Source organism: Streptomyces sp. NPDC049887, from assembly GCF_040656535.1.
Lineage (GTDB): Bacteria > Actinomycetota > Actinomycetes > Streptomycetales > Streptomycetaceae > Streptomyces.
Genome location: NZ_JBFAMM010000001.1, coordinates 109,167 through 124,123, shown reverse-complemented (window position 1 = coordinate 124,123; position 14,957 = coordinate 109,167). Strand labels below are relative to the sequence as shown.

Annotated in this window: 13 protein-coding genes and 1 riboswitch; of the genes, 8 read left to right on the top strand and 5 right to left on the bottom strand. The window is 72.7% G+C overall.

The window, feature by feature from the left end:
• Nucleotides 1–23: 23 nt before the first annotated feature.
• Both AB0J10_RS00525 and AB0J10_RS00520 read right to left on the bottom strand, forming a co-directional pair.
• Nucleotides 24–788, bottom strand: a complete 765-nt coding sequence (locus AB0J10_RS00525) for a hypothetical protein (RefSeq protein WP_363056244.1) — start codon at nt 786–788, stop codon at nt 24–26.
• Nucleotides 789–880: 92 nt separating this feature from the next.
• The gene (locus AB0J10_RS00520; protein ID WP_363056242.1) at nt 881–1,690 is read right to left on the bottom strand and encodes a DUF4190 domain-containing protein; all 810 of its coding nucleotides are present in this window, start codon (nt 1,688–1,690) and stop codon (nt 881–883) included.
• 244 nt (nt 1,691–1,934) lie between these two features.
• On the opposite strand from AB0J10_RS00520, the gene AB0J10_RS00515 reads away from it, so the two are divergent.
• From AB0J10_RS00515 to AB0J10_RS00505, 3 genes are all read left to right on the top strand, one after another.
• Nucleotides 1,935–3,989 carry an N-6 DNA methylase gene (locus AB0J10_RS00515; protein WP_363056240.1) on the top strand — a complete coding sequence of 685 codons (2,055 nt, stop codon included), beginning with the start codon at nt 1,935–1,937 and terminating at the stop codon, nt 3,987–3,989.
• A 355-nt stretch (nt 3,990–4,344) separates the two neighbouring features.
• Nucleotides 4,345–5,013 carry a hypothetical protein gene (locus tag AB0J10_RS00510; RefSeq protein ID WP_363056238.1) on the top strand — a complete coding sequence of 223 codons (669 nt, stop codon included), beginning with the start codon at nt 4,345–4,347 and terminating at the stop codon, nt 5,011–5,013.
• On the top strand, nt 5,010–6,548 hold the full coding sequence (locus AB0J10_RS00505) for a protein kinase (RefSeq protein WP_363056236.1): 1,539 nt from the start codon (nt 5,010–5,012) through the stop codon (nt 6,546–6,548). Before AB0J10_RS00510 ends, AB0J10_RS00505 begins: the two co-directional genes overlap by 4 nt.
• 74 nt (nt 6,549–6,622) lie before the next feature.
• On the opposite strand, the gene AB0J10_RS00500 is transcribed toward AB0J10_RS00505, so the two are convergent.
• Complete coding sequence (locus tag AB0J10_RS00500) at nt 6,623–7,519, bottom strand: class I SAM-dependent methyltransferase (protein ID WP_363056234.1); 897 nt, start codon at nt 7,517–7,519, stop codon at nt 6,623–6,625.
• A gap of 161 nt (nt 7,520–7,680) precedes the next feature.
• Entirely contained in the window at nt 7,681–8,328 is a 648-nt protein-coding gene (locus AB0J10_RS00495; protein ID WP_363056232.1) for a DUF4230 domain-containing protein, read from the bottom strand.
• A 258-nt stretch (nt 8,329–8,586) separates the two neighbouring features.
• Here AB0J10_RS00495 and AB0J10_RS00490 point away from each other — a divergent pair, with 258 nt between their 5' ends.
• Nucleotides 8,587–9,240: a SurA N-terminal domain-containing protein gene (locus AB0J10_RS00490; RefSeq protein ID WP_363056230.1), complete on the top strand. Its 654-nt coding sequence runs from the start codon at nt 8,587–8,589 to the stop codon at nt 9,238–9,240.
• 259 nt (nt 9,241–9,499) lie between these two features.
• Complete coding sequence (locus AB0J10_RS00485; protein ID WP_363056228.1) at nt 9,500–10,498, top strand: nucleoside triphosphate pyrophosphohydrolase; 999 nt, start codon at nt 9,500–9,502, stop codon at nt 10,496–10,498.
• A gap of 89 nt (nt 10,499–10,587) precedes the next feature.
• Here the strand turns inward: AB0J10_RS00485 and AB0J10_RS00480 are convergent, their stop codons facing one another.
• A complete protein-coding gene (locus AB0J10_RS00480) occupies nt 10,588–11,217 on the bottom strand; it encodes a Uma2 family endonuclease (RefSeq protein WP_363056226.1) in 630 nt (209 codons plus the stop codon).
• Nucleotides 11,218–11,325: 108 nt separating this feature from the next.
• Between AB0J10_RS00480 and AB0J10_RS00475 the strand changes: the two genes are divergently transcribed.
• The 3 genes from AB0J10_RS00475 (at nt 11,326) to AB0J10_RS00465 (ending at nt 14,761) form a co-directional block, all read left to right on the top strand.
• Nucleotides 11,326–12,576 carry a cytochrome P450 gene (locus tag AB0J10_RS00475; RefSeq protein WP_363056224.1) on the top strand — a complete coding sequence of 417 codons (1,251 nt, stop codon included), beginning with the start codon at nt 11,326–11,328 and terminating at the stop codon, nt 12,574–12,576.
• A gap of 152 nt (nt 12,577–12,728) precedes the next feature.
• Nucleotides 12,729–13,673 (top strand): transglycosylase family protein, encoded by a 945-nt coding sequence (locus AB0J10_RS00470; protein ID WP_363056222.1) that lies wholly within the window; start codon nt 12,729–12,731, stop codon nt 13,671–13,673.
• A 256-nt stretch (nt 13,674–13,929) separates the two neighbouring features.
• Nucleotides 13,930–14,095, top strand: a riboswitch (cyclic di-AMP (ydaO/yuaA leader).
• A gap of 3 nt (nt 14,096–14,098) precedes the next feature.
• Nucleotides 14,099–14,761: a transglycosylase family protein gene (locus tag AB0J10_RS00465; RefSeq protein ID WP_363056220.1), complete on the top strand. Its 663-nt coding sequence runs from the start codon at nt 14,099–14,101 to the stop codon at nt 14,759–14,761.
• Nucleotides 14,762–14,957 lie beyond the last annotated feature (196 nt).

The following is a 14,957-nucleotide window of genomic DNA, read 5'->3' as shown; positions in this document are numbered from 1 at the left end:
CCCCCGCTTCTCGTGGACCCGGGTCAGTCGAGGTCCACGACGTCCTTCTCGGCCGGCTCCTTCACGGGCACCGGCCGGTCGAACTCCGAGAAGGTCATGTCGATCGGCTCAGTGCCTCCGGTCACCTGGAAGCGAAGCAGATACGGCGTGCCCTCCGCGGCCACGTGGGCGGTGGCCTTCTCGCCCCGGTAGGACTCCTTGAGGACCACCGTCGGTGTGCCGTCGACCGTCGAGCCGCCGGCCCGCTTCGCCTCGGTGTCGTTGGCCTCGAACTCTTCGAGGTAGCTGTCGAGGTCGCAGAACTGCGCGAGGTCCTTGGCGTCCTGGGCGTCGGCCTTCTCCCGGACCCACTTGCCCAGGAGCGTGTCCAGGGCGGCCCGGGTCTCCGCCTCGGAGCCGCCCTCGGTCTGCGAGCGCAGCATCTTCTCGTCGAAGCGCAGGTAGACCGTGTCGCCGGTCCTGACGAGCTCCGTGGTGCCCTCCGTGCCCATCTGGACGGTTCCCGCGCAGTTCCCCTTGGTGTCCACCGCGAGGTCCCCCCGGACCGGGCCGTCCGCCGTGGTCATGGTGACCTTGAGTCTGAGCGAGGTCGCCTTCTTCGTCGTGGTGATGGCCTTGTTGAGGATCTCGGGGCCCGAGAGGCCGGGGTACGGGCCGGACTCCGCGCTCGGCTTGCTGCCGCCGGCCGTCTGGCCGACGGGGCCGCACGCCGTCAGGGCGAGGGCGGAAGCGGCGCACAGCGAGGCGAGGGCGAGGTGCTTGACGCGGGTGGGCATGACGGCGGGCATGACGGTTTCTCCGTTGGGGGCTGGGGGCTGGGGGCTGGGGGCTGGGGGCGGGGACGGGACGTGCTGGGCGGGGGTGACGGCTGGGGCGGGGTTCAGAGCTTCAGGTCCCAGACGCCGGCGTCGTACTCGAAGCCGGGGCTGACCTCGACGGTCAGGTTTTCGGCGTCGGCGGGGGCGTCGAAGGCCCAGACAGCGGTGATCTTCTTGCCGGGCAGGATCGTGCCGGTGAACGGCTCGCCGACCTTGCCGTCGTAGATCGACTCGGCCTTGACGCCGTCCTTGCCGGCGCGGGCCTCGGCGGTCACGAGCGCGGCGTCGAACTTCTCCTTGCCGGGGTTCTCGATGGTGACGGTCACCTTGTACGCCTTGTTGCCCTTGGTGTGGCCGATGGCGTACTCGCCCGGCGTCCAGGCCGCGGGCTCGGACACGGTGATGGTCAGGTCGTCGTCGTAGACGGCGGAGTCGCCGGCGGCGAGGGCCTTGCCGGTCGCGTTCTCGCCGTCATTCGCCTTCTCCAGCGGCTTGTCACCCCCGGCGGGCTTCCTGGAGGCGGACGACCCGGACGTGACCTTGTTGATCTCGTCGACCGCCTCGTCCACGGCCTTGAACGTGATGACCGCGCCGACCACCGACAGGACCAGGGACACCAGGCCGAGCACGATGCCGGCGACGGCGACTCCCTTGTTGGTGGCTTCGCCGCGTTTCACCCGGCCCTTCGCCGAGAGGCCGAGGATCAGCCCGATCAGGCCGAGGATGCCGGCGAGCCAGAAGAAGAGCGGGATGAGCCCGGACAGGACTCCGATGATCCCCAGGATCAGCGCGGCGGTACCGAGGCCGTTGCGAGCCGGGGCGGTCGGCACGGGCGCCTGCGGGAACTGGGGCTGCGGCGTGTACTGGGACATGGGTGTCCTCCAGGGGACGTGTCATCGGCGCCTGTTGTAGCGGCCAACGGGGCGCTGCGTGGTCCGGCCCGTTCGACGGTCCGGCGGTGCGACGGGTCAATAACAACAGAGCCTGTGAACCGAGTCAACACGGTTCACAAAGAACAGATTCACACACACTGTTAAGTGATCCGTCCCGCAGTCATCGCTATGCTCGGTGTCACATCAGCGTCGGCGGGTCGCCGGCGGAGGACAGGAGCAGCCCGTGCCGGAGAACGCAGCAGAGGTGACGGCTGCCGGAATCGCCCGGCTGGCTGGCGTCGGGCGCGCCGCTGTCAGCAACTGGCGGCGCCGGCACGCCGACTTCCCCAAGCCCGTCGGCGGCACCGAGACCAGCCCGTCCTTCGCGCTGCAGGAGGTCGAGCAGTGGCTGCGGGCCCAGGGCAAGCTCGCTGAGGTGCCACTGCGGGAAAGGGTCTGGCAGCAGCTCTCCGGCCATCCGGCGGGCGCCGTCAACGCCCTGGGGCACGCGGGCCGCGTCCTGCTGCTCGTACGTGACCGGCCCACGGCCTGGCTGGAGTTGGCGGCCGTGTCGGACAAACGGCTGATCGCCAGGCTCCCCGCCGCGCTGGACGGCGTGCTCAAGGCCCGGTTCGGCGAACAGCGCGCCGCCGTGCCGACCCCGGGCCCCGCCGAACTGGAGCCGTCCGTGGCCCTCCTGCGGGGCGCTGCCGAACTCGCCGCCGAGATCGGCGCCCGCCAGGCCTTCGAGTTCCTGCTCGGCCGGCACCTGGACGCCAACCCCCGCCAGTTCACGCTCACTCCGGCCGGGCCGGCCGAGCTGATGGCCGCCCTCGCCGGGGCGGACACCCAGGGAAGGACGGTTCTCGACCCCGCGTCCGGCACGGGCGAACTGCTGCGTGCCGTACGGCAGCCCGCCGCCCTGTACGCCCAGGACGCCGACCCGGAACTGGCGTCGCTCACGGCGCTCCGCCTGGCCCTGCACGGCGACGCCGACATCCGGGCGGCCGCCGGTGACACCCTCCGCGCCGACGCCTTCCCCGGAGCCGCCGCCGACGCCGTCCTCTGTCACCCGCCGTTCAACGAGCGGAACTGGGGCCACGACGAACTCGCCTACGACCCCCGCTGGGAGTACGGCTTCCCGGCCCGCACCGAATCCGAACTGGCCTGGGTGCAGCACGCGCTCGCCCGGCTGCGCCCGGGCGCCACGGCGGTGCTGCTGATGCCGCCGGCCGTCGCCTCCCGCAAGTCGGGCCGCCGGGTCCGTGCGGACCTGCTGCGGCGCGGGGCGCTGCGGGCCGTCGTCTCCCTTCCCGCGGGGGCGGCGCCGCCGTACGGCATTCCGCTCCACCTCTGGGTGCTGCGCCGCCCGGCCGCCGGTGACCGCCCAGGGCAGGAACTGCTCCTGGTCGACACCGCCGAGCTCGCGGAGCCGGGTGGGGGGCGCGACCGACTCGACTGGCCGGCCGTGCACCGTGCGGTCCTCGACGCCTGGCTGCCCTTCGACCGCGACGGCAGCGTGGAGGAGCGGCGCGGCAGGAGCCGCTCCGTGCCCGTCATCGAACTCCTCGACGACGACGTGGACCTGGCCCCGGCGCGCCATCTGCCGCCGCCCGCGACCGGGGGAGGTGCGGCCGAACTCACCGACGTGCGCGAGCGGCTGGCCGACACGCTGAGGCTCACCCGCGATCTCACGCCGGAGGCGGCCGCGCCGGCGGCGGGGACGGCAGTCCGCCCCGGCACCACCGTCGGCGAACTGGTCCGTGCGGGAGCCATCGAGCTGCGGTCCGGCGGTACGGGCACCGGACCGGTGCCCGTCCTCACCGAACAGGACGTCCTCGACGGCACCGCACCCTCGGGGGTGCTCCCCGACGGTCCGGCACCCGGCGAGGAGCCGGTCGAGCCGGTCCTGGTCCGGGCCGGGGACGTCGTCGTGCCCGTACTCGGCGTCGGCCCGTCCGCCCGCGTCGTCGACGAGGCGACGGCCGGAGCGGCGCTCGGCCGGAACCTGCAACTGCTGCGGCCCGATGCTGCGGCGCTGGACCCCTGGTTCCTCGCCGGCTTCCTGCGGGGCACCGCGAACAACCGTCAGGCGAGCAGCTACGCCTCCACGGCCACCCGGCTCGACGTGCGCCGTCTCCAGCTGCCGCGCCTGCCGCTCGCCGAACAGCGGCGCTACGGGGACCGCTTCCGGGCGCTGGCCGAGTTCGAGTCCGCGCTGCGCCTCGCGGGCCGGCTGGGTGGGCAGCTGGTGCAGGGGCTGTACGACGGGCTGACGGACGGCACGGTCGAGGCCTGAGCCGGGCGCGGCGACGACGCTCGACGCGGGCGTCCCCGGCACCGGGGGTGGGGAACACCCGGGACGGGGTCGCGCGAGTGACCCGCGTCCCGACGGCCCGCTGCGGTCCGGCCCCCCGCGGCCGGGCGGTCCGGCGGCCGGGCGGTCCGGCGGCCGGGCGGCGCCGCACCGGCGACCGGCCGTCCCGGCACCGGGGACCGGACGCCGGACACGGGAACGGTCGGCGCGTGATCGGTTCAACAACGGTTCGGTACAACCCACGGCCGGATGTCGCTGTCGATGTATACGCTCGGACCTCGTCCGACGAGCAGTCCGTGCACTCACACCAGTGAACGCACCAGTCCCAGGAGCAGCCATGCAGGGCCACGGCCACGGCTACCCGCCTCCACCCGCCGGCCGTCCCTCCGACGGCACGCTGATCACCCTGCGCGTGGTCTTCATCGCGGCGGCCGTGCTCAGCTGCAGCCTGCTCGCCTGGGTGCCGATGCTGCGGCTCGCGATCGTCACCCGCAAGCCGGTCGACTGGGGCCTCTTCTGCGCCACCGTCGCCGCCAACGTGGGCATGCTGGTCTTCGCCGGTGTCTCCACCCCGGAGAACGGGGAGATGACGGACGCCGTGGGCTTCACCATCCTCGGCTGGGTCACGCTCGTGATGGTCGGGTCCATCACGTACTACGTGCTGGCGGAGACCCGGCACTACGAGCGGCTCAAGTCCGGCCCCGGCCAGGCCGGGGGGTACGGATTGCCGCCGCACCCGCCGGTGGCGGCGTACGGCTATCCGCCTGCCGGCCCGCAGGGCACCGGGGCCCCGGCGCCGAACCCGTACGCCCGGCCCGTGCAGCACCCTCCCGTGCCGCGGCAGTCGCCCTCGCCGGCCCCTTCGCAGTCCGGACCGCAGCCGCCGGTCTCCGGCCCGGCCGCGGCCCCCGAGCCGAACCGCCGTATCGACCAGGTCCGCGCCGAACTCGACGAACTCAGCGACCTCCTTCGCCGCGAGCCCCGTTCCGACGGCGGTGACCGGTGAACGGTCGCGTCATCGCCGGACGCTACGAACTCTCCACCGTCATAGGCCAGGGCGGCATGGGCCAGGTCTGGACGGGCTACGACCAGCGCCTCGACCGCCGTGTGGCCGTGAAGCTGCTCCGCCCCGACCACATGGCGCCCGCCACGGCCGCCGACGAGATGCGGCGCCGCTTCGTCCGCGAGTGCCGCGTCACGGCCCAGGTGACCCACCCGGGCCTGGTCACCGTGCACGACGCCGGCAGCGACGGCGACGACCTGTATCTCGTCATGCAGTACGTGGAGGGCGCGGACCTCGCCGACCACCTCGCCGAGCACGACCCGTACCCCTGGGAGTGGGCCGTCTGCGTCGCCGCCCAACTGTGCTCCGTCCTCGGCGCCGTGCACGCCGTCCCGATCGTCCACCGCGACCTCAAGCCGCGGAACGTGATGGTGAAGCCGGACGGCGCGGTCACCGTCCTCGACCTCGGTGTGGCGTCCGTCATCGACACGGACACCACCCGCCTCACCCACACCGGATCGCCGATCGGCAGCCCGGCGTACATGGCGCCCGAGCAGGCCATGGGCGGCGCCGTCGGCCCGTACACCGACCTGTACGCCCTCGGCGTGCTGCTCCACGAACTGCTCAGCGGCAATGTGCCGTTCGCGGGTTCCACCGCGCTGGGCGTGCTCCACCGCCATCTCTACGAGCCCCCGCTGCCGGTGCGGCAGCTGCGGCCCGAGGTCCCCGATCAGCTGGAGGCGCTGGTACTGCGGCTGCTCGCCAAGGACCCGCAGCACCGGCCCTCCGGTGCACAGGAGGTGTACGAGGCCCTGACGCCGCTGCTGCCCACGCGGTCCGGCGCGCCCGGCGGGCCGCTCGATCCGACCCGCCCCTTCCTGCGCCCGCACGCGCCGTGGCCGGACCGGGCGACGGCCCCGCCGCCGCCCGATCCGCGGGTGGTCGCCTCAGCGGCTCCGGTCGCCGACCGCCCCGACGTCGCCGCCGCCGTGGACGAGGTCAAGCGCCTCCTCGGCGAGGGCAGCATCACGCGGGCCGTGGACATCCTCGGCGGCATCCTCCCGGCGGCCGCGGCGGAGCACGGCGAGCGGTCCCCGGTCGTCCGCATCCTGCGCAAGCAGTACGCGACGACGCTGATGGACGACGGCCAGTACCGCCGGGCCCTGCCCGAGCTGCGGCGGCTCGCGGACGAGCGGGCCGCGGAGGCGGGGCCGGGCGACCCGCAGACGCTCCAGTTCCGCTACGACGCGGCGCAGTGTCTGGAACAGCTGGGGGAGACGGCCGCGGCGCTCGCCGAGTACCGGGCGGTGCTGCCCCACTACGAGAGCGGGCAGCGGACCGGGGGAGACCTCTCGCGGGCCTTCGACATCCGGCACCGGATGGGGCATCTGCTCCTGGCGATGGGCGACCACACCGCGGGGCACCAGCAGTTGCAGAACCTGCTGTTCGACACGGAACGAGTGCACGGCCCCGGCCACCCGCTCGCCGTCGAGCTGCGCCGGTCGCTGGACCGCCAGCGCCAGTTCCGCACCGGCTGAGGGGCCGGTTCCGGTCCCGCCGGGGTGCCGGAGCGAGGCCGCCGCGGGATGGGGCGGCCTCGCTTCGGCGGGTGTCACACGGCCCGGAGGAACGCCGTTCCCGCGACCACGCCCAGCAGCCTCAGGCGGGAGCCGTCGGCGAGCCGCTTGGTGAGGGCTCCGGCGACTCCGGGGCGGGTGTCGTCGCCGTGTCCGTCGAGGACGACGACCGCGCCGTCGGCGGCGAGTTCCTCCGTGAGGTCCAGATCCGCGAGCACGCCCTCCACGGACGGATCACCGGCCAGGACGACCACGCCGTAGCGCCGGTCGGACACCTCGGCGCGCACCCCGGCGTCGGCGGACGTCCCCCGCAGGAGCCGGGCCTGGGAGCCGGAACGGCTGCCGCACAGTGCCAGGTTGGCCCGGACGACGTCCTCCCGGACCGGGGCGGACGCGGTGCCCGTCGGTACGAGGGCGCCGGCCAGCGGGTCGACGACCGTCAGCCGCGGCTCGACGCCCGCGCGGTGCAGCATGCGCAGCAGGGCGGCCGCGAACAGCCCGTGCTGGGTGCCGATCTCCAGGACCTCCTCGTTCGGCGGGGCCAGCAGCGGCACGGTCGCCAGCTTCCCGCAGATGTCCGAGGTCGAGCCCGCCAGCCGGCCGACGCCCAGCGCCTCCAGTGCCACCACCGTGCGATAGGCCACCGTCAGATCGCGGCGCGCGTGCTCACCGGAGGCACCCGTCACCGTGCTCACCTCCCGCACCAGCGTGTCCAGTTGGGTCGCGGTGGGCATCCGGTGGCCGTCCCGCCCGGAGTGGTCGAGCAGCAACCCGAGCCCGTAGCTCTGCCGCCGCAGATCGGCCACTTCGTGGTGCAGGGCGTCGAGATCGGCCTGGAGTGAGGTGGTGGCACGCTCGAGGCGCTGCTCCACCAGTGAGAACGCCGGACGCAGCATCCGCTTCGCCAGCCGGTTGCTCAGGAGGGAAGGCATGGCCGGGAGGTTACGCCGCGATTTCCGCTCAAGGGGACACCAACGGGGGCCATTCGGGTGAAGTCTTGGTGTCCTTGCGTTGACGCCCCCGCACAGCGGGTAGCGGTCCGGCCGCCTCCGCGCCTCCCGGGACGAGGGTCCGGCGCCGCGCGGAGCGCCGTTCACCCCCCGTAGACGACCGTGACCCTGCTGAACCCGAGCGAGCGCAGGAGCCCTTCCAGCATCCTCGTCGTGTTCCGCTCCGCCTGTGCCGTCAGCCGGCTCTCCTTCGCGGCGGTGGCGATGTGCCGTACCGCGAGCTGCTGCACGGCCTGTTCGCTGTTGGGGTTGTCGGAGAGGAGATCGCCGAGCCGGTCGAGCAGACCGCGTTGCTTCGAGACGGCATAGGAGCGGTCCGGGTCGAGCGCGGGCCGGTCGAGGACGGCGTGCGGGAGCCGGATCGTCGCGGCGGTGCGCTGCTCGTTCACGGTGATGTCCCTCTCCCCGAGCGCCCCCATGTCGACGTACGCGTCCACGGTGCCCGCTCCGACGTAGAGCACCCTGGTGCCGCGCAGGGCGTCCGGCAGATACCTGGTGTCCTTCTCCAGGTCCACCACGACCTGGAAGTTGCCCGTGGCGGCCTGGTAGCGGCTCATGTCCTGGACGGACTCCAGCACCGCCGGCCCCGAGCGGTCGTGCGTCTCCTCACCGAACAGTCCGCCGAGCCCCGGCAGCGCCCGCAGCTGGGTGCCCACCACCAGCAGCGCGGCCACCAGCAGGACGCCGACCGACACCTTCACCCACCACGACACCGCCCTGAGCGCACCCATAGCCCGGCCCTCCCTCCTCTGACGGATGCCCCGGTCCCCGCCGATCAGGCCTGCCCGTGGGGAACGGGTGCGCGGTGCCGCCTCCCGACCGCCTCCCGACCGCACCCCGACCGCCTCCCGAATCGTTGACCGAATCAGTGGCGGCGAAGTAGTGGCCTGCGCCACGCCGACTGCCTACCATCGATCACCGCAAGGTCTTTGTGCACCGCGTCACAAACGCTCCGCGTCACGATCACCACCGCACGCCAGGAGGCCCCTTTGCACCGCCGCCGTCGCACCGCGCTCGCCCTCTCCGCCGCGCTCGTCGCGGCGGCGCCCCTGCTCGCCGCCTGCGGGACCGAGGCGCGCCCAGGCGCCGCTGCCGTCGTCGGGGGCGACCGGATCGAGGTGTCCGCGCTCCAGGCGGAGGTCAGGGACGTGCGGGCCGCCCAGGAGGCGTCTCCCGAGGCCGCCCAGCTGATCAAGAACACCGGGCAGCTGAACCGCGCCAAACTGCACGGGATGATCTTCGACCGGATCCTGGAGCACGCCGCCGGGAAGAACGGCGTCACCGCCTCGCGCAAGGAGGTCCAGGACGCCCGCGCCTCCTTGGCCCAGCAGTCCGGCGGCGAGGAGCAGCTGGCCGCGATGCTGCTCCAGCAACGCGGAGTGGCTCCGGACCGGATCGACCAGGCCGTCCGCGAGGAGGTCCTGCTGACGGGACTGGCCCGGGCGCTGGGTGCCGATCTCGGCACCCCGGAGGGCCAGCAGAAGGTCGGCGCGGCGCTGACGGCCGCGTCCAAGGAGCTCGACATCGACGTGAACCCTCGGTACGGCGCGTGGGACGATACGAAGATCCAGCTCGGTGACTACAAGGCACCGTGGATCACCCAGGTCAGCAAGCAGCCGGAGGCGATCCAGGCCGGGTCGTAGCGACGGCCTCCCGGGCCGCGGTCGGCCGGTGGGATCCTCCGGTGCGGCGGACGGTTCCGGTGCGGCGGACGGTTCCGCGGGCCCGGTGAGATCCGGCGGCCGCCGCTCGCGGGGGCCGCCGGGGCGCGGTGGCGGTGGCTCGTACGGGAGTCTGCGCGGTGGCGGTCGCTCGTACGGAAGTGCGGCCCGACGGCGGTGGCTTCAGCGCGGGCGTGAGACCCGGCGCCGGCGCCCGCCCGCCGCGACGTAAGGTCGAGGGGTGAACGCTGAAGCGCCCGTCGAGCCCGGCCGAATCGTCCTGCTCACCGCCAGCCATCGTGTCGCGCCCGGACTGCTGTCCTGGCCGGCGTGGCAGACCCTGCGTGCCGCCGACCGGGTGCTCTGCGCCGACGCCGAGCACCCGCAGCTCCCGTACCTGAGGGAGGCCGGTGTCGGCGTGGAGATCGCCGTGCCGACCGCGCAGGAGCTGGTGGACGGTTGCGCGGGAGGCCGGACCGCCGTGGTCCTGGCGACCGGCGAGGGCGACCAGGCCCTCACCGACGGCCTGGCGCGCATGGCGGGCTCCGGCCGGGTGCGGATGCCCGACCTGGAACTGCTGCCCGGCTCGTACGATCTCCCGGGCGCGCGGCTCCTCGACCTCGTCCAGGTCATGGACCGGATCCGCCGCGAGTGCCCGTGGTCGTCGCAGCAGACCCACAAGGGCCTTGCCAAGTACGGCATCGAGGAGGCGTACGAGCTGGTCGAGGCCATCGAGGACGGTGACCGCGACGAACTGCGCGAGGAACTCGGCGACGTCCTCCTCCAGGTCGTCTTCCACGCGCGCATCGCGCAGGAGGCGAGCGGGGAGGAGGGGGACGAGCCGTTCTCGATCGACGACGTCGCCGGGACCATCGTCGACAAGCTCGTCCACCGCCACCCGCATGTCTTCGGGGACGCCCGTGCCGAGACCCCGGAGGACGTCAAGGAGCACTGGCTGCGCACCAAGGCGATCGAGAAGCGGCGGGAGTCGGTGACCGACGGCGTTCCGCTCGGTCAGCCGGGACTCGCGCTCGCCGCGAAACTGGCGGGCCGGGTGCGGACGGCCGGACTGGACGTGGAGCTGCCCACGGAGGACGGCGACCGCGCGGTCGGCTACGAGCTGCTGGCGATGGCCGTGCGCGCGGAGGCCGAGGGCCACGACCCGGAGGCCGCCCTACGCGCCGCGGCCCGCGCCTACCGCGACGCGATCCTCGCGGCGGAGTCCGCGGCCCGGGACTGAGGGGGAGGGCCGGGGGCCGCCGTCACGATCCGCAGCGGCCGGTGCGGGGCGATGATCCGGCCGCCCGGGAGCCCGCTCCGGCGGGTGCGTCAGTCCCGCTTTCCGCACCGCCGGTCCACTGCGGTGAGGTCGACCTCGACGGGGTACGGGACGTCGACCTTCAGCCGGTTGTGGTGGATGCCGGTGACCGCGTAGGCGTTCGTGGCGGGGTCCAGCTCGTAGACGTAGACGACCGGCAGATCGTCGCTCTTCTCGACCCGCCAGAAGTGCCGGATGCCGGCCGCCGCGTACTTGCGCGGCTTGAGCTCGCGGTCACGCTGCACGGACTCGTCCGAGACGATCTCGACGGCGAGCAGGATGTCGTCCGGGGCGTACCAGGTCTGCTGCGGTCCCGTGCGGGCGCTCCACGGAACCACCATGAGATCGGGCTCCGGCCGGTCGCGTACGCCCAGTTTGGTGGTCATCTCGCGGACGACATAGAGGTCGTCCGGCGCCTGCTGCACCAGTGCGTTCTCCAGCAGCCGCAGTGCGGCCATGTGGAAATCGGTCTGCGGAGTCACAAAGAACAGTCCCCCGTCGATCAGCTCGGTGTGCGGCGGGAGACCCTTGATCCGGTCGAGGTCGTCCGCCGTCCACCCACCGGGGGGTGGGACCGGGAACACGTACTGCTCCTCCCGGCCTTCCTGGTCTTCCCTCCGGTCTTCGGCTGCGGCACTCATCAGCGCTCCCATGCGACGGAGTCTGGCGCGTACGGCAAGCCTACCCACGGGGAACGCGGAGAGGTCCGCCGAACGGATGACCGACCGGGCGCGGGTTAACGTCGTCCCATGCACGACCGGCCGTCCCGCGTCCCCGACGCCCCCGAGCTCTTCACCTGGGAGTTCGCCACCGACCCGTACCCCGCCTACGCCTGGCTGCGCGAGCACGCGCCGGTGCACCGGACCAGGCTGCCCAGCGGGGTGGAGGCATGGCTGGTGACCCGGTACGCGGACGCCCGGCAGGCCCTCGCGGACCAGCGGCTCAGCAAGAACCCGGCGCATCACGACGAGCCCGCGCACGCGAAGGGGAAGACGGGGATTCCCGGGGAGCGCAAGGCGGAGCTGATGACGCATCTGCTGAACATCGACCCGCCCGACCACACCCGGCTGCGGCGGCTCGTGTCGAAGGCGTTCACCCCTCGCCGGGTGGCCGAGTTCGCCCCCCGGGTACAGGAGCTGACGGACCGACTCATCGACGGTTTCGCGCAGCGGGGAAGTGCGGACCTCATCCATGAGTTCGCGTTCCCGCTCCCCATCTACGCCATCTGCGACATGCTCGGCGTACCGCGGGAGGACCAGGACGACTTCCGGGACTGGGCGGGGATGATGATTCGTCACGGCGGGGGACCGCGCGGCGGTGTCGCCCGGTCGGTGAAGAAGATGCGCGGCTATCTCGCCGACCTGATCCACCGCAAGCGGGAAGCCCCCGGCGACGACCTCATCTCGGGACTCATCAAGGCGTCCGACCACGGGGAGCACCTCACCGAGAACGAGGCCGCGGCGATGGCCTTCATCCTGCTCTTCGCCGGGTTCGAGACGACGGTGAACCTCATCGGGAACGGGACGTACGCGCTGCTGCGCAATCCGGGGCAGCGGCGGCGGCTCCAGGACTCGCTGGCCGCCGGCGAGGACGCTCTGCTCGCCACCGGGGTCGAGGAACTGCTGCGCTACGACGGGCCGGTGGAACTCGCCACCTGGCGTTTCGCGACCGAGTCGCTGACGCTCGGCGGACGGGACATCGCCGCCGGCGACCCCGTCCTCGTCGTGCTGGCCGCCGCGGACCGCGACCCCGAGCGGTTCGCGGAGCCCGACACCCTCGATCTCGGCCGCCGGGACAACCAGCACCTCGGCTACGGGCACGGCATCCACTACTGCCTGGGTGCGCCGCTCGCGCGGCTGGAGGGGCAGGTCGCGCTCGCGACCCTCCTCACCCGGCTGCCCGACTTGCGGCTTGCGGTCGATCCGTCGGAATTGCGGTGGCGTGGGGGACTCATCATGCGCGGATTGCGCACTCTGCCCGTTGAATTCACCCGACGCTGAATCTGACGGACAGTCAAGACTGTGACTTTCACGTGATCTCCGCTGCACCGACTTGTGACTGACGTCGGAGTGCGGCTACGTTCACCCCGACTCCGGGGCATCGAGGTCTCAATCCCCAGGAGTTTTCTGTAGTCACACGGAAGGCACACCGCATGCTGTCCGGGAACGGTCGACACCGCCGACCTCGTCAGGCCCCCGCCCTCATCGTCGCGGCAGGGGTGACCGGATCGGCCATCGCCATCCCGCTGCTCGGCGCGGGTACCGCGTCCGCCGCCGACACCGCCACCTGGAACCGCGTCGCGGACTGCGAGAGCGGCGGCGACTGGAGTGCCAACCTCGGCAACGGCTACTACGGCGGCCTCCAGATCTCCCAGGAGACCTGGGAGGCCTACGGCGGCACCGCCTACGCGCCGCGCGCCGACCTCGCCGACCCCTCCCAGCAGATCTCCGTCGCCGAGATGGTGCTCGCGGCCCAGGGCGCTTCCGCCTGGCAGAGCTGCGGAGTGATCACGGGTCTGGGTGGCAGTGGCTCCGAGCCCGCCGGTACCCCGTCGGCCGACCCGCTGGGCGGCCTCGTGAAGGCGCCGTCGTTCGGCGACGGGGCGGATTCCGTGCCCGAGCCGGATGCCGGAGCCTCCTCGCCGGCCGGCTCCCAGTCGGGGACGGGCGACTCCTCGTCCGCGCCGCCCGAGCAGTCCTCCCCGCCGGACGGGGCCCCGGAGCCCGCCGGACCCGTCGAGGGCTCCGCTGGGAGCGCGGAGGCGTCCGGTGAAGCCGGGGCGGATACGGGCATCGGCAAGCACCGGGGCACCCCGGCCACCGAAGGGGACGATGCGGGCAATTCGGATGATGAGCGTGAATCGGGTCGTCACGCATCACGAGGTGACGGATCGGCACGGGACGACGCCGCCACGGGAGATGAGTACGTCGTCCGCACCGGCGACACCCTCTCGTCGATCGCCGACGCGAACCAGGTGCCCGGCGGCTGGCCCGCCCTCTACGAGGCGAACCAGGACGTCGTCGGCTCCGACGCGGACCTCATCCTGCCTGGCCAGAGCCTCGATCTCGACCTGGGTGAGGGCGAGTTGAAGGAGTAGTTCGAGTGCTTATGTCCGGTTCTGTGCGAGTGAGACAAGAGTCTCTTCCGGTCAACTGGCCCCGCTAGACGGTCAACTCCGGTCATCGCGGCTCTCACCTGCGAAAACGGACATGTCACCTCGTCAGTTTTGGGCGATTTCTCCCCGATGTTCGACTTTGAACATCGGGGAGACGTGTGTCTACGGTCTGAACCGCTCGCAACGCGGGCCCCGTCGACCGCACGCCGAATCCTGCCGGCGGCCGCCGGGAACAGTCGTCGCGCAAGCGCCGAAGGCAGGAGCGGGGGACCCAAGGTAAGTGCCGGACAGGCCCGATGAGGGCTGCCCGGCTAGGGGTGGAGCCGTGCGCTCGTCGCACGGCCGGGCACACCACATCGGCCCGAACCCGACAGCTCACCTCGCAGGCGTCGGTGAGGAGAACTTCGATGCTGCTTTCCGGCAAGGGCAAGCACCGTCGCCCGACGGTCTTCCAGCGGTCCACCCGTGTCGCCACGCTCGCCGGTGTCGCCGGCGCCGCCATCGCCGCCCCGCTGATGGCCTCGGGCACCGCGTCCGCCGCGACCGCCTCCGAGTGGGACGCCGTCGCCCAGTGCGAGTCCGGCGGCAACTGGTCCATCAACACCGGCAACGGCTACTACGGCGGGCTGCAGTTCTCGGCCTCCACCTGGGCGGCCTACGGGGGCACCGCGTTCGCCTCCACCGCCGACAAGGCCAGCAAGGCGCAGCAGATCCAGATCGCCGAGAAGGTCCTGGCGGGCCAGGGCAAGGGTGCCTGGCCGAACTGCGGCACCGGACTGTCGAACGCCTCGTACGACGGTGCCGCCCCGGCCGCCCCCAAGGCCGCCGAGCCCAAGGCCCGGCCTTCCGCCCCGAAGCGGGCCGAGGCCCCGACCAGCCGCTCCGAGCGCGCGGCCGCCCCGGTCAAGAAGGGCGACGGCGAGTACACGGTCAAGGCCGGTGACACCCTCAGCAGGATCGCCGAGGCAGAGAAGGTCAAGGGCGGCTGGAAGAAGCTGTTCGAGCTGAACAAGGACATCGTCGCGGACGCGAACGTCATCCACCCCGGCCAGCAGCTCCACCTGAGCTGACGACCGGCCCCGGGGGCCCCTGTGGTCCCCGGGACGGCCGTCGTCCGGTGGGCCCGGCGGACCACTCGACGGCGCACCCCCGTCCCCGGCCCCGGCCCGGTGCACCCCCGTACTCCCCGCAGTCCGGCGGGTACGGGAAGTGCCCCCGGGTCGGGGTCTTTGTCCGTTCCGACCGCTTTTTCGTCCCACGGGGCGG

Coding starts and splice junctions, on each gene's coding strand:
- AB0J10_RS00525 (WP_363056244.1), bottom strand. CDS start 788: ATGCCCGCCGTCATGCCCACCCGCGTCAAGCACCTCGCCCTCGCCTCG.
- AB0J10_RS00520 (WP_363056242.1), bottom strand. CDS start 1,690: ATGTCCCAGTACACGCCGCAGCCCCAGTTCCCGCAGGCGCCCGTGCCG.
- AB0J10_RS00510 (WP_363056238.1), top strand. CDS start 4,345: ATGCAGGGCCACGGCCACGGCTACCCGCCTCCACCCGCCGGCCGTCCC.
- AB0J10_RS00500 (WP_363056234.1), bottom strand. CDS start 7,519: ATGCCTTCCCTCCTGAGCAACCGGCTGGCGAAGCGGATGCTGCGTCCG.
- AB0J10_RS00495 (WP_363056232.1), bottom strand. CDS start 8,328: ATGGGTGCGCTCAGGGCGGTGTCGTGGTGGGTGAAGGTGTCGGTCGGC.
- AB0J10_RS00480 (WP_363056226.1), bottom strand. CDS start 11,217: ATGAGTGCCGCAGCCGAAGACCGGAGGGAAGACCAGGAAGGCCGGGAG.
- AB0J10_RS00475 (WP_363056224.1), top strand. CDS start 11,326: ATGCACGACCGGCCGTCCCGCGTCCCCGACGCCCCCGAGCTCTTCACC.
- AB0J10_RS00470 (WP_363056222.1), top strand. CDS start 12,729: ATGCTGTCCGGGAACGGTCGACACCGCCGACCTCGTCAGGCCCCCGCC.
- AB0J10_RS00465 (WP_363056220.1), top strand. CDS start 14,099: ATGCTGCTTTCCGGCAAGGGCAAGCACCGTCGCCCGACGGTCTTCCAG.